Annotated in this window: 12 protein-coding genes and 1 pseudogene; 5 read left to right on the top strand and 8 right to left on the bottom strand. The window is 73.2% G+C overall.

Annotated elements, in window-relative coordinates:
• The first annotated feature begins 24 nt into the window (after positions 1 to 24).
• Positions 25 to 1,197, top strand: a complete 1,173-nt coding sequence (locus J5X75_RS35135; protein WP_372451002.1) for a CynX/NimT family MFS transporter — start codon at positions 25 to 27, stop codon at positions 1,195 to 1,197.
• Positions 1,198 to 2,083: 886 nt separating this feature from the next.
• Here the strand turns inward: J5X75_RS35135 and J5X75_RS35130 are convergent.
• The 6 genes from J5X75_RS35130 to J5X75_RS46215 all read right to left on the bottom strand — a co-directional run bounded on the left by J5X75_RS35130 (position 2,084) and on the right by J5X75_RS46215 (position 12,313).
• Complete coding sequence (locus tag J5X75_RS35130; protein WP_208471956.1) at positions 2,084 to 3,517, bottom strand: alpha/beta hydrolase-fold protein; 1,434 nt, start codon at positions 3,515 to 3,517, stop codon at positions 2,084 to 2,086.
• A 317-nt stretch (positions 3,518 to 3,834) separates the two neighbouring features.
• Complete coding sequence (locus J5X75_RS35125; protein WP_208471955.1) at positions 3,835 to 4,476, bottom strand: isochorismatase family protein; 642 nt, start codon at positions 4,474 to 4,476, stop codon at positions 3,835 to 3,837.
• The gene (locus J5X75_RS35120; protein ID WP_208471954.1) at positions 4,476 to 6,074 is read right to left on the bottom strand and encodes a (2,3-dihydroxybenzoyl)adenylate synthase; all 1,599 of its coding nucleotides are present in this window, start codon (positions 6,072 to 6,074) and stop codon (positions 4,476 to 4,478) included. Before J5X75_RS35120 ends, J5X75_RS35125 begins: the two co-directional genes overlap by 1 nt.
• The gene (locus J5X75_RS35115) at positions 6,064 to 7,212 is read right to left on the bottom strand and encodes an isochorismate synthase (protein WP_208471953.1); all 1,149 of its coding nucleotides are present in this window, start codon (positions 7,210 to 7,212) and stop codon (positions 6,064 to 6,066) included. Before J5X75_RS35115 ends, J5X75_RS35120 begins: the two co-directional genes overlap by 11 nt.
• Positions 7,213 to 7,253: 41 nt before the next feature.
• Positions 7,254 to 8,054 (bottom strand): 2,3-dihydro-2,3-dihydroxybenzoate dehydrogenase, encoded by an 801-nt coding sequence (locus J5X75_RS35110; RefSeq protein ID WP_208471952.1) that lies wholly within the window; start codon positions 8,052 to 8,054, stop codon positions 7,254 to 7,256.
• Between the two features lie 80 nt (positions 8,055 to 8,134).
• On the bottom strand, positions 8,135 to 12,313 hold the full coding sequence (locus J5X75_RS46215; RefSeq protein WP_208471951.1) for an NACHT and WD repeat domain-containing protein: 4,179 nt from the start codon (positions 12,311 to 12,313) through the stop codon (positions 8,135 to 8,137).
• A 335-nt stretch (positions 12,314 to 12,648) separates the two neighbouring features.
• On the opposite strand from J5X75_RS46215, the gene J5X75_RS35100 reads away from it, so the two are divergent.
• Entirely contained in the window at positions 12,649 to 14,160 is a 1,512-nt protein-coding gene (locus J5X75_RS35100; RefSeq protein ID WP_208471950.1) for a glycosyltransferase family 39 protein, read from the top strand.
• Here J5X75_RS35100 and J5X75_RS35095 read toward each other — a convergent pair.
• Entirely contained in the window at positions 14,151 to 14,792 is a 642-nt protein-coding gene (locus J5X75_RS35095; protein WP_307798462.1) for a 4'-phosphopantetheinyl transferase family protein, read from the bottom strand. The two genes, J5X75_RS35100 and J5X75_RS35095, sit on opposite strands and share 10 nt — an antisense overlap.
• Positions 14,793 to 14,925: 133 nt before the next feature.
• Between J5X75_RS35095 and J5X75_RS35090 the strand changes: the two genes are divergently transcribed.
• The 3 genes from J5X75_RS35090 (at position 14,926) to J5X75_RS35080 (ending at position 18,784) form a co-directional block, all read left to right on the top strand.
• The gene (locus J5X75_RS35090; protein WP_208471948.1) at positions 14,926 to 17,364 is read left to right on the top strand and encodes a glycogen/starch/alpha-glucan phosphorylase; all 2,439 of its coding nucleotides are present in this window, start codon (positions 14,926 to 14,928) and stop codon (positions 17,362 to 17,364) included.
• Positions 17,365 to 17,495: 131 nt separating this feature from the next.
• Complete coding sequence (locus J5X75_RS35085) at positions 17,496 to 17,996, top strand: SigE family RNA polymerase sigma factor (protein ID WP_208471947.1); 501 nt, start codon at positions 17,496 to 17,498, stop codon at positions 17,994 to 17,996.
• Positions 17,993 to 18,784 carry a hypothetical protein gene (locus tag J5X75_RS35080; RefSeq protein ID WP_208471946.1) on the top strand — a complete coding sequence of 264 codons (792 nt, stop codon included), beginning with the start codon at positions 17,993 to 17,995 and terminating at the stop codon, positions 18,782 to 18,784. The genes J5X75_RS35085 and J5X75_RS35080 overlap by 4 nt, the downstream gene beginning before the upstream one ends.
• 21 nt (positions 18,785 to 18,805) lie before the next feature.
• Here the strand turns inward: J5X75_RS35080 and J5X75_RS44890 are convergent.
• Positions 18,806 to 18,907, bottom strand: a pseudogene (locus J5X75_RS44890) (IS982 family transposase); the annotation flags it as partial.

The following is an 18,907-nucleotide window of genomic DNA, read 5'->3' as shown; positions in this document are numbered from 1 at the left end:
CCAGCACTCAATACCATGGTGCTGGTGCTGATCAAGCAGAGGACCCACATCGGGGCGCTCGTCGCGCTCCTTCTGGCCGCGGTCAACCTGCGGCTCGCGGTCACCAGCATCGGGCCGGTGCTCACCGAGATCCGGGCCGGGCTGGGCATGAGCGCCACCACGGCCGGGCTGCTCACGTCCGTACCGGTGCTCTGTTTCGCCTCGATCGGCCTGGCGGCGCCCCGCCTGGCCCGGCGTTTCGGCGCCGCGCGGGTCATCCTCGGCGGTCTCGCCCTGCTCACCGTGGGCCTGGTGGTGCGGCCGTACACCGGCGCGCCCGCCCCGTTCCTGCTCTTCAGCGCCGTGGCGCTGGCCGGAATCGCCCTGGTCAACGTGCTACTGCCATCGATCGTCAAGGACCGCTTCCCGGACCGGGTGGGCACGGTCACCGGCCTCTACTCGGTGGCGCTCAACATCGGCGCCACCACCGCCGCGGCGGCCACCGTGCCGCTCACCGGCGCGTTCGGCGACGACTGGCGACTCGGCCTGGCCTGCTGGGCGCTCGCCGCGGTGGTCGCCCTGCCGTCCTGGCTGCTGATGGCCCGCTCCCGGTCCGCGACCCGGCAACCCCGAGATCAAACCCATTCTCCGGTACGCGTGAGCCGGCACCCGGTCGCATGGGCGCTGGCCGTGTACTTCGGCATGCAGTCCACCTCCGCGTACGTGATCATCGGCTGGCTGCCGCAGATCTACCGGGACGCCGGCCTGTCCGCCTCGCTGGCCGGCCTCCTGTTCGCGGTGACGTCCCTGCTCGGCGTGCCGTTGTCGTTCCTGCTGTCGGCGTACGCGGGCCGTCTCCGCTCCCAGAGCGGCATCGCGGTGGCGCTGGGCCTGTTCGGTATCGCCGGCTGGACCGGCCTGTGGTGGTCACCGGCCGCCGCCCCCTGGCTGTGGGCCACCCTCCTCGGCGTCGTGAACGCCGCCTTCCCCCTGGCCCTCACGATGATCGCGCTACGCGGTCGCACACCCGCCACGGTGGTCCGGCTGTCCGCCTTCGCCCAGAGCGTCGGCTACCTCTTCGCCATCCCCGGCCCGATCGTGGTCGGCCTCCTGCACGAGATCTCCCACGGCTGGCGAATCCCGCTGTCCCTGATGATCGCCCTGATGCTCCCCCAGCTGATAGCCGGCTACTTCGCCGGCCGAAACCGCCAGCTCTAGCCCCTCCCCCCTCTTCCCCGCTCTTCCCCGCTCTCCCACCCGACCTCCCCGACCTCCCCGACCTCCCACCCGCTCTCCCCGCCCTTCCCCGCTCTCCCACCCGCTCTCCCCGCCCCCGACCTCCCACCCGCTCTCCCCGCCCCCCGACCTCCCCCGCTCTCCCCGACCCCCCGACCTCCCCCGCTCTCCCCAGGCTCTCCAACCGCCCTCCCACCACAGTCGATCTTGGAAGCTCCCCACCTCGACACACCTCATCCGGTAGCCAATCGCCCAAGATCGCCCACCGCGCCAGCGGGCCGCCGGACCACCGGACCGCTGCCCCCGCTCGCCAACCTCCGCAACGCGACCTTGGACGCTCGACCACCCCACCCGGTAGCCAAGCCCTCAAGATCGCCCCCGCGCACCGCGCCACCGCGTCACCTAGCCGCCGCCCCGCTCGCCAGCCTCCGCGACCTTGGACGTTCGACCACCCCACCCGGTGGTCAAGCCCTCAAGATCGCCCACCGCGCCACCGCCAGCGCGCCAGCGGGGCCAGCGAGCCAGCGGGCCGCCGCTCCCGCTCACCAACCTCCGCAACCTTGGACGCTCGACCACCCCACCCGGTGGTCAAGCCCTCAAGATCGCCCACCGCACCACCGCGCCAGCGGGCCAGCGGGCCAGCGGGCCGCCGCCCCCGCTCGCCAACCTCCGCGACCTTGGACGTTCGACCACCCCATCCGGTGGTCAAGCCCTCAAGATCGCCCACCGCGCGACTGCGCGACCGCGCCACCGGGCCGCCGCCCGCTCTCGCCAACCAGCGCAACGCGACCTTGGACGCTCGACCACCCCACCCGGTGGTCGAACGTTCAAGGTCGGCCGCGGCGGGTGGCGACGGAGGAAGGGTGCCTCACAGGGTGAAGAGGGCGGCGAGGGCTTCGCCGAGGCGTTCGCGCCAGCAGAGGCGGTCGTGGCCGCCGGCGAACTCGGCGTAGGTGAGTGGGTACCCGCGGGCCAGCAGGACGTCGCGGAGACGGCGGTTGGGGCCCAGCGTCACCCACTCGTCCAGGCCCACCTCGACGTGCCAGCGGACCGGGCGGCGTTTGGTGACGGCGAGATGGTCGGTCAGCCACTCGGCCTCCTCGTCGCCCGGAGTGTGGCTCTTCCACCAGAAGGCGCCGGACTGGCTCAGTACGTTGCCGAAGCGGTCCGGCCTCGTGACCGCGGTGAACGCCGCCATCAGGCCGCCCAGGCTCTGCCCGGCGATGGCGGTGCGGGCCGGGTCGGTGGTCGCCGTCAGGTCACGGCCGGCAGGCGACGACGGGAGGCTGGCCAGGAACGCGGCGTAGCCGGGGTCGCAGGCGTACTCGGTGGAGCGGGTGGCGTGGCCGGCACCGTCCGGGAGCATCGCCACCACGGGCGGGATGCGACCGGCGGCGATCAGGTTGTCCAGGATCGGCGCGACCGGCAGCAGCGGGCCCCACAGGTCGCCGTCGAGAAGGACCAGCAGCGGGTACGGCCCGGCGGCGGCCGTGTGACCGGGCGGCCGGTAACGCCACACCCGGCGCCCGCCGGCGGTGACCTCGTCCAGGATTCCGGCCGGCGACGCGGGATCGGGCCGCCACCAGCGCGGCTCCGGCGCGGCGGCAGGCCCCGCGGCGACCGATTTGTGCGGCGGCCGTTCCTGCGGAAACGTCACCGGATTGAGCGGGTCGGGCACCCCGTTCGCCGCGACGGCCCGCAATCTCGCGGAATCGGCCGGAGCCACGAAACCCTGACGGCCAGCGGGGCCGCCGGATTGTGGATGCTCGGGGCCGGGACCGGGCTCGATCCGGCCAGTGCAGAGATCAGGCGCAATGGGACCGGGACCGGGACCAGGACCAGCACTAGGGCCAGGACCAGCACCGGGACCAGGCGCAATGCGGCCGGGGCCGGCATCGGATGCGATGTGGTCGGGGGCGGGGCCGGGGGCCATGTAGTCGGGGGCGAGGTGGTAGGTGGCCTGCCAGTCGTCGCGGACCCGGTAGGTGAGGTGCCACAGGTCGGTGCCGGGCATCTTCCGCATCCGGGAGCGGCCCAGGTCGGAACGGTCCACGAGTTTGTTGACGAGCGCGAGAACGTCCCGGACCGGCCGGGTCTCGCGCCAGACGAAGGTGATCAGGACCGCGTCGCCGTCCTTCTCGATCAGGGGTGCGCCGTCGCGTTCGATCTGTGCCCAGAACCGGGCGAGATCGGCCGAACCTGCACCCCGTAACGCCTCGATGCGGGGGCTCTCGGCGATGACCGGAGGCGAGGGCCGAGGCACCCGCGGCGGCACCGAGGTGATCGGCACGCTCGTCGGCATCGGGCACTCCAAGGCTTCAGCTGGCTTTCAGAACTGTTTCAAGACGCCCGAGACAGCCCCGAGAGCCAGCTGAAGGGGTTGGCGCGGCCCGGTGTGCCGAGACCGAGGAAGTGCCGGCGCACCGGGCCTGAACGCGGGCCGCCCGGCAGGTCAAGCGGTGGGGGTGAGGACGTCGGCGGTGGGGCGGCCGGTGTGCCGGGACCGAGGAAGTGCCGGCACACCGGGCCTGAACAGGGCCGCCCGGCAGATCAAGCGGTGGGGGTGAGGACGTCGGCGGGGGCCCGCACACCGGGTCTGAACGCGGGCCGCCCGGCAGGTCAGGCGGTGGGGGTGAGGAGGTCGGCGGTGAGTTCGGCGGTGGGGGCGACCACGCCGCACCGGGTCTGGATGTGGCGCAGCGCGTCGGCGTGGTGGGCCGGGCTGAAGTCGGCGACCGCGTCGGTGACCACGAACGGTTCGATGCCGCGCATGAACGCGTCCAGGGCGGTGGCCAGGACGCCGATGTGGGCGTACACGCCGGTGACGATCAGCTGGTCGCGGGAGCCGAGCCGGTCGGCCAGGTCGGTGCCGACGAAGGCGCTGTAGCGGCGCTTGGTGAGGACCACGTCGCCGGGGGCCGGGCGCAGCGCCTCGGTGATGGCGAGGGCCTGCGGGTCGGCGGGCGGGCCGTCGCCCCAGAAGTCCTGGAGCAGGCCGCGCTCCTCGCGGGACTGGCCGCCGGGCTGGGCCGAGAAGTACACCGGGATCCCGGTTCGGGCGGCGTGTTCGCGCAGTGTGGCGATGTTGCCGACCACCTTGGACAACAACGCGTTGTCGGCGGTGCCGAACGGGGCCAGGAAGTAGTTCTGCATGTCGTGCACGAGCAGCGCGGCCCGGGACGGGTCGACCCGCCAGTCGACCTTGCCGCCGGACCGGCTGAAGCCACCGGGGACGTGGTAGGGGGTGATGCGGGGAAGCATCAGGCTGTTCCTTTCGATGCGGCGAGTTCGCGGAGGAGGGCCCGCAGCTCGCGGCGGCTGGTCTTGCCGACACCGGTGACCGGGAAGCCGTCGACCACCCGGAGCCGGTCGGGGATCTTGAAGGTGGCCAGGCCGCGGTCCCGCAGATGTTCGCGGATGTCGCGGAGTCGGGGGGCGGTCGTCCCGTCCTTGACCACGATGAACGCGCAGCTGCGTTCGCCCAGGTAGGTGTCCGGCACCGAGACCACCGCGGCGTCGTGCACGGCCGGGTGGGTGAGCAGGTGGTCCTCGACCTCTTCGGCGGCGATCTTCTCGCCGCCGCGGTTGATCTGGTCCTTGGCCCGGCCTTCGACGACCAGGTAGCCGCCGTCGAGCCGCCGGACCAGGTCGCCGGTGCGGTAGAAGCCGTCGTCGGTGAACGCCGTCCGGTTGTGCTCGTCGGCCCGCCAGTAGCCGCGGATGGTGTACGGCCCGCGGGTCAGCAGGTGCCCGACCGTGCCGTCCGGCACCGGGACGTCCTCGTCGTCGACGATCAGCACCTCGTCGTCCGGGGAGATCGGCCGACCCTGGGTGTGCAGGACGATGTCGTCGCCGTCGTCGAGGCGGGTGTAGTTGACCAGGCCCTCGGCCATGCCGAACACCTGCTGGAGTTTGCAGCCCAGCACCGGGGTGACCCGGGCGGCGACCGAGTCGGGCAGTTTCGCGCCGCCCACCTGGAGGACTTCCAGGCTGGGCAGTCCGGCGCCGAGGTTGGCGGCGGCGTCGAGCCAGACCAGGGCGAGCGGCGGCACGAGGGCCGTGATGGTGACCCGCTCGCGTTCGATCAGCGGGAACACGCGGGCCGGGTCGGGCGTGGTGGAGAGCACCACCTTGCCGCCGGCGTGGAAGACGCCGAGGACGCCGGGCGAGGACATCGGGAAGTTGTGCGCCACCGGCAGCACCACGAGGTAGGAGCTGTCCGGGGTGAGTTCGCAGATCTCGGCGCTGGCCCGGACGCTGTAGAGGTAGTCGTCGTGGGTCCGCGGGATCAGTTTCGGCAGGCCGGTGCTGCCGCCGGAGAGTTGCAGGAACGCCAGGTCAGAAGGCCCTGGACCAAGAGGAAGGGAGCAGACAGACGAGGTATAGAGAGAAGAGAGGGCGGTGTGCGAACCCGGGTCGCCGGCCACGATGAGCCGCGCGGATCCGGCCACCGAGGCCAGGGTGCGGTGGTCGAAGCCGTCGTACACGTCGGTGGTGATCAGCGCGACCGCGGACGTGTGCGAGCAGAAGTAGCCGATCTCGGCGGCGCGGTGGGCGGGCAGGGCGAAGACGGGCAGCGCGCCGAGGCGGAACAGCGCGAAGATCACGTCGAAGTAGGCGGCCGTGTTCGGCAGTTGCACCACGACCCGATCGCCCCGGCGTACCCCGAAATCGTGCAGGCCCGCCGCGAGGCGTGAGGCGCGCTCGTGGAGCGACCGGTAGCTGACCCGGGCGTCTCCGTCGATGACCGCGTCGCGGTCGCCGAACCTTTCGGCGGCCGTGCTGAGCAGGTCGAACAGGGTCTGGCCGGTCCAGTAGCCGAGTGTGCGGTACCGCTCGGCGAAGTCGTCAGGCCACATTGAACACTCCCAGGGCGGTCAGCATGGTGCCGAGTTTGGCGGTCGTCTCGGCGAGTTCGGCGTGCGGGTCGGAGGCGGCCACGATGCCGGCTCCCGCGTACACGTCGAGGCCTTCCGGCCCGGCGGTGGCGCACCGGATGGTGACCGCCCACTCGCCGTCGCCGTCGGCGTCCGCCCAGCCGACCATGCCGGCGAAGAAGCCGCGGTCGAACGGCTCCAGTTCGGCGATCGCCCGGCGGGCCGCGGCCGGCGGGGTGCCGCAGACGGCCGGGGTCGGGTGCAGGGCGGTGGCCAGTGTCATCGAGGACACGTCCGGGTCGGCGATCTCGCCGGTGATCCGGGAACCCAGGTGCCACATGGTGGGGGTGGCGGTCAGGGTCGGCTCGGACGGCACCCGCAGGTTCCGGCAGAACGGCCGCAGCCCTTCGGCCACCGCCTCGCTGGCGAACGTGTGCTCGTGCAGGTCCTTGGCGGACTCCAGGAGCCCGGCGGCCCGGCGGGCGTCTTCGGCGGGGTCGGTGCTGCGCGGGATGGATCCGGCGAGCGGGTTCGCCGAGACGGTACGGCCGTGCCGCGCCACCAGCAGTTCGGGACTGGCGCCGAGCAGGGTGCGCCCGCCACCGAGGTCGATGCCGAAGGTGTAGGTGCCGGCGCCGCCGTAGGCCAGCGCGCGCACCACCGGGGCCGGGTCGAAGCCGGGCGCCGCCAGCCGCAGCGCGCGGGCCAGCACCACCTTGGTGTACGCGCCGGCCTGGATCTCCTCGACCGCGCGGGCCACCGCGGCGACGTAGCCGGGGTCGGGGATCGGCGGCAGGCTCTCCCGTGCGGCGGAGGCGGCCGGTACGGCGGGCGCGGCGCCGAGGACGGGTGCGCGCCGCAGCCGCTGGGGGACGACGAGGCGGGCCGGCGCGTCGGGCGCGAACGGGACGGCCCCGACCACGGTCCGGACCGGGTGCCCGCAGGTGCCGAGGACGGCCGCGACCTGTTCCGGCAGATCGGTGAGGCCGGACGTGTTCACCTCCGAGTGCACGCCCTCGGCGAGGAGGGTGCCGCGCGGCGACACGAACACCGACGACTGCCCGGCCTGGTAGGCGTCGAGCAGGTCGGCTCCGTCGAGGGTGGAGACTGCGACGGACACGGATGATTCTCCCTTCACCGGCTGGGGTGGCCGGTCGGTGATCAGGCTCGGAGGGTGGCGCCGCCGTCGACGTACAGGTCGTGCATGGTGATGTGCCGCGCCCGGTCGGAGGCGAGGAACAGCACGGCGTCGGCGATGTCCTCCGGGGTGGCGATGCGCCCGAGCGGGATGCCGACCCGGAAGGTGGCCGGGTCGCCGTCGAGGACCGGTGCGGGTACGCCGTCGGTCCAGAGCTGCCGTTGCATCGGCGTGTCGGTGGAGCCGGGGGCGACCACGTTGCAGCGGATCCCGTACGGCGCCAGCTCGAGGCCGAGACACTTGGTGAACATGGTGCTGGCGGCCTTCGACGCGGCGTAGGCGGACATGCCGGAGCGGGGCACGCCGGCCGCGTTGGAGGAGACCGTGACGATGGCGCCGGAGCGGCGCGGGATCATCCGCCGGGCGACGGCCCGGCTGGCGTGGAAGACGCCGGTGGTGTTGACCGCGAAGGTCTGCGCCCAGGCGTCGTCGGAGAGGTCGACGACGTCGCCCATGTGCAGCACGCCGGCCACGTTGACCAGGAGGTCGAGGGGGCCGAGGAAGCGCTCGGCGGCGTCCACCACGGACTCCACCTGTTCGGCCGAGGTGACGTCGGCGACCTGCGGCAGGATGCCGGGGACCTCGTCGGCGAGGAGTTTGACGCCCGCCTCGGAGCGGTCGGCGGCGGCGACGCGGGCGCCTTCGCCGGCCAGCGCGGCCGCGACGGCCCGGCCGATGCCCTGCCCGGCGCCGGTGACCAGGGCGGTCTTCCCGGCGAGGCCGGGCACACCGCAGTGGCGCGGGTTTTCCCTGTCCAGGGGCATGACGGCACCGCTCCTTTAGGTTAGGTAAGGCTAACCTAGCATCGACCTCCCGGAGCGAGGAGGGGGGATCCGGTCACTCTTCATGTGCAGAGCGGGGAGACCTCCGCACCGTCGGCGCGGCGCAGTGGGCCGTCGATCGGGCACAGATTTCGTACGGCCACCGCCGGCTCCAACGGCCAGACGCCGACCAGCGAATCCGCCCCACCACTGGCCAGCACCCGTCCATCCGGTGTGTACGCCAGCCCGACCACGCCGGCCCCGTGCCCCTGCAACCGCACCACCGACCAGTCCCGGGTGTCCCACAGCTGGACGTCGCCGTTCGCCCCGTTGACCGCGAGGGTCCGCCCGTCCGGCGCGAACACGATCCGGTCGATCTGGTCCAGCTGCGGCTTCGAGGTCCACAGTGACCGGCCGCCGTCGCCGGACCGCACGTCGAGCACCCGGCTGGTCCCGGTGACCACCATCGATCGCCCGTCCGGGGCGACCGCGAGGTCCAGCGGCTGATAGTCGCCCAGCAGCTGCCCGCCGATCTCGCGCAGCCCGTCCACCCGCCAGGACCGCAGCTCCGACCACAACCGCTGCGCCGTGTCGAAGCCGGGGTCGTAGGCCACCCCGGCGGTGTGCAGGACCGTGCCGTCGGCGGAGAAGGCGACCGCGTACGCCGTCTGCTCACCCAGATCGACGACTCCTCGGTCCCGGCGCTGACCCAGGTCGTAGAGGTGCACCGCGCCGAAGCCGGACCGGGGCGGATCGGCGAGGGAGGCGCCCACCGCGACCGCCAGCACGTTGCCGTCGGCGGTGACGGCCATGTCCTTGGGTTCCCGGCTCAGCGGCACGGTCCGCTCCCGTCTCCCGGTGCCGTCCCACAGTTCCAGGGCCCAGGCCGTACCGGTGGTGGTGGCCACCGCGAGCACGCCGCCGGCCCCGTAGACGACGCCGCGCGGCTCGCCACCGGTCCGCAACTCGGTGATCAGCTCGCGGGTGGCGGTGTCCCAGACGCGGACCTCACCGGTGTCGCTGCCCACCGCGAGCCGGGCGCCGTCCGGCGAGAAGGCCAGGTCGAGGACGCCGCCGTCGGTGTTCAGCCAGCTCGACTGGCGGCGGAACACGACGGTCGGCGCGTCCCGGCCGGTGACCACCGCGATCTGGCCGTTCGCCGAGGTCGCGGCCCCGCCGAAGGCGCCGATGCCGGTGTCCAACTCGCCGGTCCCGTCGCCGGTCAGCGACCACAGGCTCGCGGTACGCCGCAGGCCGACGCCAATCACCGTGCCGTCCGGGGTCACGGTGACCCGGCCGAACCCGGGGATCACACCGGCCTCGGCGGTGAGGTCGCGCAGCCGTTTCCCGGACGGGATCTGCCACTGGATCACGTCGCCCTGGTCTCCGCTGGTCACCAGCGAGCCGTCCGGGGCGAAGGCGACAAAGGCGATGTCGCCGGTCAGGGTGGTCAACAGCCGGCCGTCGGACACCTGCCGGATCTCGGCGTTCCCGTCTTTGTCGCTCTCCGCCACGTACTGCCCGTTCGGGCTCACCGCCAGGTCGTATCCGGTGGTCGTGCCGGCCGGTACGGTCCCGGTGGCCGTTCCGCTCTCCGCATCCCACCGGCCCAGCAGGATCTGGCCGTCGGCGAACTCCCACCGGCTGGCCAGCACGGTGGCGGTGCCGGGCAGCCAGGCCACCGGTCCCCAGCCGTCGAGCGCGTGCGTCAGCCGGCCGGTGACCGCCTCCCAGATCCGCAGACCCTCCCGCTGGAACGAGCCACCGGCCAGGAACCGGCCGTCCGGCGAGAAGGCCAGCCCGGCCACCGCGTCCGGCTTCGGGAAGCGCAGCGGCTCCCCGACCGGGGACAGGGTGGCCGTGTCCCAGAGCTCGACCGTGCCACGCGTATCACCGACCGCGATCCGGGAGCCGTCCGGGCTGACCGCCACCACGGATCCGCCCGGCCCGCTTCCCAGCCGCCCGCGGAACCGAATCATCTGGCTGGACAGCAGCGCGCTGCGGGCCTCCGTGGTGGGCGCCTCCCGCCAGGCGTCGAGGGCCCTGCCGACGGCCTGGGTCTCGTCCTGTTCCAGGGCCCGCAGCGCCTCCAGCGCGTACTGCCGGGAGCGGGACTCCCGGGCACCGGTCTCGGCGTCCCTCGCCTGGTCCAGCGCCACGAGACCGCCGCCGACCGCGAGCAGCAGGGCCGCCGCCAGCCCGGCCGCGAGCCGCCGCAGGCGACGGGTGACCTTCCGCTGCTCCGCCTGCTCCCGGTCGGCGGCGGCGCCACCGGCGGCGAGGTACTCCCCGACCACCGGGGGCACGCCGTCGCCGGCCGGCACCCGTTCCCGGGCGGCGAGCAGGCGGGAGCCGCGGGGCAGCAGGTCCGGGTCGCGGCCGGAGCGTTCCCAGTCCCGGGCGGCCTCGGTGACCGACCGGCGCAGCAGCAGGTCCTCGCGGGCCTCGTCGACCCAGCCGGCCAGCCGTGGCCAGCTGGTCAGCAGCGCCTCGTGGCTGATCTCCACGGTGTCCGCGCCGACCGTGACGAGGCGGGCCCGGACCAGCCGGCGCAGCACCCGGGAGTCGCTGGCCGCCCGCTCGCCGCGGCGGCGCACCGCGGTGCCGTCGCCGGTGACCGTGACCAGGGCCAGCAGGGCGTCGCGCAGCCGGTCCCGGTCGTCCGGCGGCAGGTCCAGGTAGATGCCCTCGGCGGTCTCGGCGATCGCGTGCCGGATCCCGCCGGTGGCCCGGTACGCCGCCACGGTCAGCCGGATCCCCTCCCGCCGGTCCCAGGTGGCCCGCAGGGCGTGCGCCAGCAGCGGCAGCGCGCCCGGCTCGTAGCCGTCCCGCCCGTCCGCGCCCAGATCGTGCAGCAGCAGGTCGGGCAGGCCCGGCTCGACGGTGAGGCCGGCGTGCTCGGCCGGCTCCACCACGGCCCGGCGGACCGCGTCGCTGTCCAGCGGCCCGAGCACCAGGTGGCCGGCGGCCAGCACCTTCGCCAGCGGGGGCAGCGCCACGCAGGCGGGGTAGAAGTCGGACCGTACGGCGATCACCACGAGAGCCGGGGCCGCGCTGGTCAGGGCGGTCACGTAGGCCAGACGTGCGGCCGGGTCGGGGCACTGGGTGAACAGCTCCTCGAACTGGTCCACCACGATCACCGGCCGGTTTCCGGCGGCGGCCGCCTTCGCCGCCAGCTCACCGAGGCGGCCCGGTTCCGCCCGGACCTGCCGGAGCAGCTCACCGGCGACGTCCGAGGCGGTCGCCGGCTCCGGTCCGTCGTCCGGAACGGTGAGCCGGTGCAGGCGGGCCACGAGATCATCGAGTGGGCGTACCCCCGGATGGGTCAGAACCCACCGCCAGGCCGCCGCCTCCGCGCCCAGCGCGCCCCCGCCGAGAGCCGGGAGCAGTCCGGCGCGCAGCAGCGACGATTTGCCGACGCCGGACACCCCGGTGACGACCAGCGGAGGCCCGCCCACCGCCTGCTCGGCGAGGCGGCTCAGCAGTTGCGCGACGGTCGCCTCCCGGCCGCGGAAGCGGGGTGCGTCCTCCGGCTGGAAACTGACCAGTCCGGGGTACGGCGGGACCGCGCCGCCGGGCACGTCGGCCGGCACCTCGTCGCCGTCGGGCAGTTGTTCCCGGGTGACCGCGATCAGCCGGCGGCGCACGTCGGCGAGCTGCCGGGTCAGCTCGACGGTCTGGTTCGCGAACTGCTGCGTCAGACCGTCGACGCTCTGCCGCACCTCGTTGATCATCCAGCCCAGTTCGCCGACCCCGAGCCCGAGCTCCCGGAACGCGGTCTCCAGCAGGTGCCGCAGCTCGTCGTCGGTGTCCGCGGCCTCGGCGATCGCCGCGCCGACCGCGTCCACCGCGCGCAGCACCCGGGAGACCTCCTCGTGCAGCGCCGTGCCGCGCTCGTCGGCGGCGGCGAGCAGCGGAAGCAGGTCGGCCGCGATGGCGTCCCGCCACTGCTCCTGGCTCCAGCCGCGGGCGTCCGGGTCGGTGTCGCGCAACCGCTTGGCGGCGCCGGACATGGCCTCGGCCAGGAAGTTGCTGCCCAGCCCGCCGATCTGGTCGAGCGCGGCGGCGAACGCCCCGGTGGCGCCCAGATGCGCTCCGGCCACCGGCGCCACCGTCGAGGCGGTCAGAAAGGCGAGGATCGCGTACGGGCTGGCGGCGCGCAGCCGGGCCCGGGTGCGACGGCCGGCGTCCCGGACCCAGGCACGCACCCCGGCGCGGGCGCGTTCGGCCGCGGGTTCACCGGTGGGTTCGAGCTCGGTCACGGAAACCTCCGTGGACATCGACGCGCTTCGCAGTCCCATGATGGCATCGGCGGACCAGTGGGCAACCCTGCCCGTACGGGCGGGACCTTCGGCCGGTCACCGAAGGTGTCCCGGCGTGGCCCAATGGAGGTATGACCACCACCACCCAGGCACCGGAGCAGCCCGTCAGGACCTACCCGACACCGACCGGGGAGCCCTGCCCCTACCTGGTGCGGGCCGATGGCACCGTGACGGGTGACGGCGCCTGCCGGGGATGCGGCTCCTGCCTGCTGGGAGCGCACTGGTCGGACAGGTGACATTGACGGGGGGTGGCCCGGTCCCCGTACGGTGGGACCGTGGTCGATGCCCTCAGTGACACCGCGATTACCCAGCGCATGGAGATCGGTCGCAGGCCGATCGCATGGTGGCCGGTCGGCCTGATCGCGGCGAGCGCCACGCTGCTACTGCTCTACACCGCCGACGGATACGGCTACCACCGGGACGAGCTCTACTTCCGGATGCTCGGCGAGCATCCGCAGTGGGGCTACACCGACCAGCCGCCGTTCACCCCGCTGCTGGTCCGGTTCGGCATCGAGCTGTTCGGCGACGACCTGTGGGCGATCCGGGTGCTCCCGGCCGTGCTGCTCGGGCTCACCGCCGTCGTGGCCGCCGGGATCGCCCGGGAGGCCGGCGGCGGCCCGGTCGCCCAGTCGCTCGCCGCCACCGGGATCTTCGGCACCTTCCCGCTCACCGCCGCGCACGTCGCCTCGACCGCGGCCACCGACCTGCTGGTCTGGCTCGGCGTGCTGCTGTTCGTGGTGCGCGCCCTGCTCTGGGAACGACCACGGGCCTGGCTCGGCGCGGGCGTGGTGGCCGGGCTCGGGCTCTACAACAAGCACCTGGTGATCCTGCTGCTGGTCTGCCTGGGCGCCGGGCTGCTGATCGCCGGGCCGCGGTCGGTGCTGCGCTCGCGGCATCTGTGGGCCGGCGTCGCGCTGGCCGTGCTGATCGGCCTGCCGAACCTGATCTACCAGGTGGTCGACGGCTTCCCGCAGGCCGAGATGGCGGCCGCGATCGCCGAGAACAAGGGGACCGAGTCGCGGATCCTGCTGCTGCCGATGCAGATCGCCCTGCTCACCCTGCCTCCGGTGTGGATCGCCGGGATCGTCACGCTGGTTCGCGATCCGCGGCTGCGGCGCCTGCGGTCCATCGCCGTCGCCTATCCGCTGATGCTCGTGGTGGTGCTGGTCACCGCCGGGCAGCCGTACTATCCGCTCGGCCTGCTGCTCGGCCTGTTCGCGCTGGGCGCCGTACCGGCCGAGCGGTGGGTGACCGGGCGGCGCGGACGGCAGGCGCTGCTCGCCGCCGGGGTGATCGTCGCCTCGGTGGCCGGCGCGCTGATGTCGCTGCCGGTGATCCCCGCGAAGGAGGTGGCCGGCTCGTTCCCGGCCGCCGCCAACTCGACCATCCCGGACCAGATCGGCTGGCGACAGTACGTGTGGCAGGTCGCCGCGGTGCACGCCGACCTGGACCCGGTGGAGCAGCGCAAGACGGTGCTGTTCACCGGCAACTACGGCGAGGCCGGGGCGCTCGACCGGTTCGGGCCGTCCTTGGGGCTGCCGGAGGTCTACAGCGGACACAACGCGCTGTACGAGTTCGGCCCGCCACCGGAGTCGAAGACGATCGTCCTGGCCGTGTTGCAGGCGCCGCCGGAGCGTGCGTCCGAGCTGATCGGCGGCTGCGTGCCCAAGGCCACCCTGAGCAACACGCTCGGCGTGGAGAACGAGGAGGTCGGCGCCCGCGTCTACCTGTGCCGCCGCAACGAGCCGTGGTCGACGGTCTGGCCCCGCCTCCAGCACTACGACTGAGGGACGGTCACCGCGGTCACCACCAGACCGTTCCCGATCAGGTAGCGGCCGTGCAGGGCCGGGAACGGCGCGTCCACCAGCAGCCGGGCCGTGAAGGCGCCGCCGGCCGGGTCGACGGTCAGGGCCGCCTCCTCGAACCCGAGCCACCGCCCGGTCAGCGGGAACCACGCCTTGTAGACCGACTCCTTGGCGCTGAACAGCAGCCGGTCCCAGTGCACCGACGGGTCCTTGTCGGACAGTTCGGCGAGGTGCTCGACGTCGCCGGGCGCGGTGACCGCGCCGATCACCCGGGGTGGCAGCGGTGCGTGCGGTTCCGCGTCGACGCCGATGCCGGCCAGGTCGCCGGCCCGGGCCACGGCCGCGCCACGGAATCCGGCGCAGTGGGTGAGGCTGCCGACCACATCGGACGGCCAGAGTGGTTCCCGGCGGGGGCCGCTGCGGATCGGGACGGCCGGCACGCCGATCCGCGCCAGCGCCTCACGGGCACAGCGGCGGGTGGTGACGAACTCGCGGCGGCGGCCGGTGACCGCCGTGGCGATCATGTCCTCCTCGCCCGGGAAACACGGCTCGCCGTCGCGGTCGTCGTACGCCACGGCGGTGACCACCGGCGGAGGGAGGAGGATGTGCAGCACGAACGGGAGTGTCCCATCCCCGGCCGCCGCCCGATTCACCCGGCAATACCCAGCATTACTTGGACAAATCGGACCATCCGGCAGTTGCCAGGAAGGGCGGCCATCCGAAACCTTCGGCGGGCACAATGGCGGCATGGATCTTCGACAGGGCATCGGTCCGCGCCGACCGGGCAAGACCGCCGATGAGTTCCAGCAGGACCTGTTGAGCAACCTCTTCTACCGGCGTGGCACGACGGTCGAGTCGGCGAGCGCCCGCGACGCGTACGAGACGCTCTCCCTCACCGTCCGGGACCGGCTCGCCGAGCGGCGGTCCCGGACCGCGGCCGCGCACTTCGCCACCAACCCGCGATGGGTCTACTACCTCTCCGCGGAGTACCTGCTCGGTGCCCAGCTGGAGCAGAACCTGCTCTACTCCGACACCGGCGGCCTGGCCGCCGAGGCGGTCAAGACCCTCGGCTTCAGCCTGGAGGAGCTGGAGGACCTGGACATCGAACCGGGTCTCGGCAACGGCGGCCTGGGCCGTCTCGCCGCCTGCCTGGTCGACTCGATGGCCACCCGGGACATCCCGGCGGTCGGCTACGGCATCCGCTACGACTTCGGCATCTTCCACCAGATCATCACCGAGCAGGGGCAGACCGAGCGCCCCGACGACTGGGCCTTCCACGGCAATCCGTGGGAGTTCCCGGCCCCCGACGACCGGCAGACCGTCGGCTTCTACGGGCGCACCGAGCCGATCCCCGGCTCACCGACCCGCAAGCGCTGGATGCCCGGCGAGATCGTGCTCGGCGAGCCCAGCCACATGCTGGTGCCCGGCTACGGCACCGAGACGGTCAACATCGTCCGGCTGTGGCGGGCCCGGGGCAGCGAGGCGTCCTTCGACCTGAGCCGCTTCTCCGCCGGCCAGTACGCCGAGGCCGTCCAGGAGGCGGTGCGCGCCGAGAACATCAGCAAGGTCCTCTACCCCGACGACAGCACCGAGCTGGGCCGCGAGCTACGGCTCAAGCAGCAGTACTTCCTGGTCTCCTGCTCGCTGCGGGACATCATCCGGCGGTTCCGGCTGCGCAACGAGGGCTGGGCCGAGTTCGCCGACAAGACCGTCATCCAGCTCAACGACACCCACCCGACGATCGCCATCGCCGAACTGATGCGGCTGCTCGTCGACGAGTACGAGGTGGAGTGGGACGAGGCCTGGTCGATCACCCGGCGGACGTTCGCGTACACCTGCCACACCCTGCTGCCGGAGGCGCTGGAGACGTGGCCGGTGCACATGTTCGAGCGGCTGCTCCCCCGGCACCTGGAGATCATCTACCTGATCAACATGTTCTTCCTGCGGGAGGTCGAGGCCCGGTTCCCGGGCGACCACGACCGGGTACGCCGCATGTCGATCATCGCGGAGGGCCCGGAGCGCCGGGTCCGGATGGCGCACCTCGCGGTGGTCGGCACCGAGGCCGTCAACGGCGTGGCCGAGCTGCACTCCAAGCTGCTGCGCGAGACCGTGCTCAACGACTTCGCCGAGCTCTGGCCGGCCAAGTTCCAGAACGTCACGAACGGCGTCTCACCCCGCCGGTTCGTCAAGATCGCCAACCCGCGGCTCGCCGACCTGATCACCGAGGGGCTCGGCAGCGCGGCCTGGCTCGGCGACCTGGAGCAGCTCGCCGGGCTGGAGGCGCTCGCCGGCGACGCGTCGTTCCTGGAGCGCTGGCGGGCGATCAAGCGGGCCAACAAGGTCGACCTGGCCGCCGGCGATCCGGACGCGCTCACCGACGTGATGATCAAGCGGTTCCACGAGTACAAGCGGCAGCAGCTCAAGCTGCTGCACGTGATCGCCATGTACCACCGGATCCGCGCCGATCCCAGCGCCGACTGGGTGCCGCGCACCGTGCTGTTCGCCGGGAAGGCGGCGCCCGCCTACCACGCGGCCAAGGAGATCATCCGGCTGATCGCCACGATCGCCGCGCGGATCGCCGCGGACCCGGTCGTCTCCCCGCACCTGAGGGTGGTGTTCCCGGAGAACTACAACGTCACCCTGGCCGAGCGGATCATCCCCGCCGCCGACCTGAGCGAACAGATCTCGCTGGCCGGCAAGGAGGCGTCCGGCACCGGCAACATGAAGCTGGCCCTCAACGGCGCGATCACCATCGGCACCCTGGACGGCGCCAACATCGAGATCCGGGCGCGGGTCGGCGCGGACAACTTCTTCCTCTTCGGCATGGACGCCTACCAGGCCGCCGGCGCCCACCAGCAGGGGTACAGCCCGTGGGCCTACTACGAGGCCGACGGCGAGCTGCGGGCCGCCCTCGACACCCTGCGCGCCGGCACGTTCGGCGAGGCGGGGCAGCGGGTCGCCGACTCCCTGCTGGGCCGCGACGAGTACCTCACGCTCGCCGACTTCCGCTCCTACGTGGAGACGCAGGACGAGGTCGACCAGGTCTGGCGCGACCCGCTGCGGTGGGCGCACATGTCGGTCCTCAACACCGCGCACAGCGGCTTCTTCAGCTCCGACCGCACGGTCGCCGACTACGCGGCCCGGATCTGGCGGGTCGCCCCGGTCCCGGTCCCGAAGGCGGACTGAACGAGCACATCCGAAGGGGTACGGGGGTGGTCGTCCCCGTACCCCTTCGGCGTGCCCGCCACCGGGCAGCCGGGCGAGGTAGCCTGCAAGATCTCTACCGTCGCCCGGTCCGGAACAGGGGGTGCCCACCAGTGCGCGACGACGCGTTCCGCGCGTATTTCGAGCGGCACCACGCCTCGCTGTCGCGTCTGGCGTACCTGATGACCGGCGAGTCCCAGGTGGCCGACGACCTGGCCGCCGACGCGCTGACCGAGGTGTGGCGGCGGTGGGACCGGGTGAACGCGGCCGACGACCCGGTGGCGTACGGGCACGGCATCGTGATGAACCTCTCCCGCCAGTGGGTGCGCCGGCGCGGCCGGGAACGGCTGCTGTCGTTCGGGGCGTCACGCCGCGGCCGGGACACCGACGTGCCGGCCGTTCTCGACGTGCGCGGGGCGCTGCGCCGGCTGCCCCACCGGCGACGGGCCTGCGTGGTCCTGCGGTACGCCTTCGACCTGCCGGAACGCGAGGTGGCCGCGATCCTCGGCATCTCCGTCGGCGCGGTGAAGAGCGCGACCTCGCGGGGCGCGCGCCAACTTGCCGAACTACTGGGTGACCACGTCCGGATCGACGGCTGGGAGGCGGCGCGATGAGGCTGTCCGACGATGGTGTGCGCGCCGCCCTGCGGTCCGAGGCGGCCGCACACCAGCCCGACCGTGCGGCGATGCTGGACCGGATCAGCGCGGCCGCCATGCGCGACTCCGGGCGTGCGTCACGCCGCGGCCCCCGGGTGCGGATGGCCGCCGTGGTGGCCGCCGTGGTGGTCCTCTTCGGTGGCGGCGGCGTCGGCACGTGGGCGCTGGCCAACTCGATCGACCGGGACGAGGCCACTCCGGCTCCGACGGTCGTACCCGCCACCACGGAACCCACCCCGGTGGAGAGCACCCCGGCGACCACCGAGCCCACCCCGAGCCGGACCACGCCCACCCGGAAGCCGACGTCCGCGGCCCCGTCGCCCACGCCCCCGTCGCCCACGCCCACCAGGGGCCGGCCCGGCGGCGCTCCGGCCGAGCAGGGCCCGCTCTGGTCCGACGGCTCCGTCGATCCGGACAGCGGCGACACCTCGGGCGCGTCGGTGGTCACCCTCAGGACCACCGCGGAGCTGAGGGCGCTGGAGGTGGTGATCCGGGTGGCCCGCACCGACGGCCTCATGTCCCGGGGCGGCACCAAGTCGACCCCCGGCGCGTCGGTGACGGCCACGGTGACCGAGGAGCCGGGCGCCTTCGTCTACCGCTTCACCCTGGCCCCCGCGGACACGCTGGCTCCGGGCACCTACACGTTCACCGCGAAGTACGCCCACCCGTCCGGCGGCCGCGACGCGGGCGGTGACACCTATGAGGCCACCTCCGGCGCCCTGAAGGTCAACGGCAACTTCTTCTAGACGAGTAAGTCCTAACTGAGGTCAGTGGTCGTACGCGATTAAGGACCTGGTCAGGGGCTGTCCGGTGGTTCGGTTGTGCCAGATCGCGGCGGTCATGGCGAGCAGGCGTTGGGCGATGCGGGC

The sequence above is a fragment of the Actinoplanes flavus genome (assembly GCF_017592555.1).
Taxonomy (GTDB): domain Bacteria; phylum Actinomycetota; class Actinomycetes; order Mycobacteriales; family Micromonosporaceae; genus Actinoplanes; species Actinoplanes flavus.
The sequence above is the reverse complement of the archived record's forward strand: the minus strand, read 5'-3'. Positions and strand labels throughout refer to the sequence as shown.

Excerpts from the sequence above, each read along its gene's own strand:
- J5X75_RS35130 (WP_208471956.1), bottom strand. The coding sequence starts at position 3,517 with ATGCCGACGAGCGTGCCGATCACCTCGGTGCCGCCGCGGGTGCCTCGG.
- J5X75_RS35125 (WP_208471955.1), bottom strand. The coding sequence starts at position 4,476 with ATGCTTCCCCGCATCACCCCCTACCACGTCCCCGGTGGCTTCAGCCGG.
- J5X75_RS35120 (WP_208471954.1), bottom strand. The coding sequence starts at position 6,074 with ATGTGGCCTGACGACTTCGCCGAGCGGTACCGCACACTCGGCTACTGG.
- J5X75_RS35110 (WP_208471952.1), bottom strand. The coding sequence starts at position 8,054 with ATGCCCCTGGACAGGGAAAACCCGCGCCACTGCGGTGTGCCCGGCCTC.
- J5X75_RS35090 (WP_208471948.1), top strand. The coding sequence starts at position 14,926 with ATGGATCTTCGACAGGGCATCGGTCCGCGCCGACCGGGCAAGACCGCC.
- J5X75_RS35080 (WP_208471946.1), top strand. The coding sequence starts at position 17,993 with ATGAGGCTGTCCGACGATGGTGTGCGCGCCGCCCTGCGGTCCGAGGCG.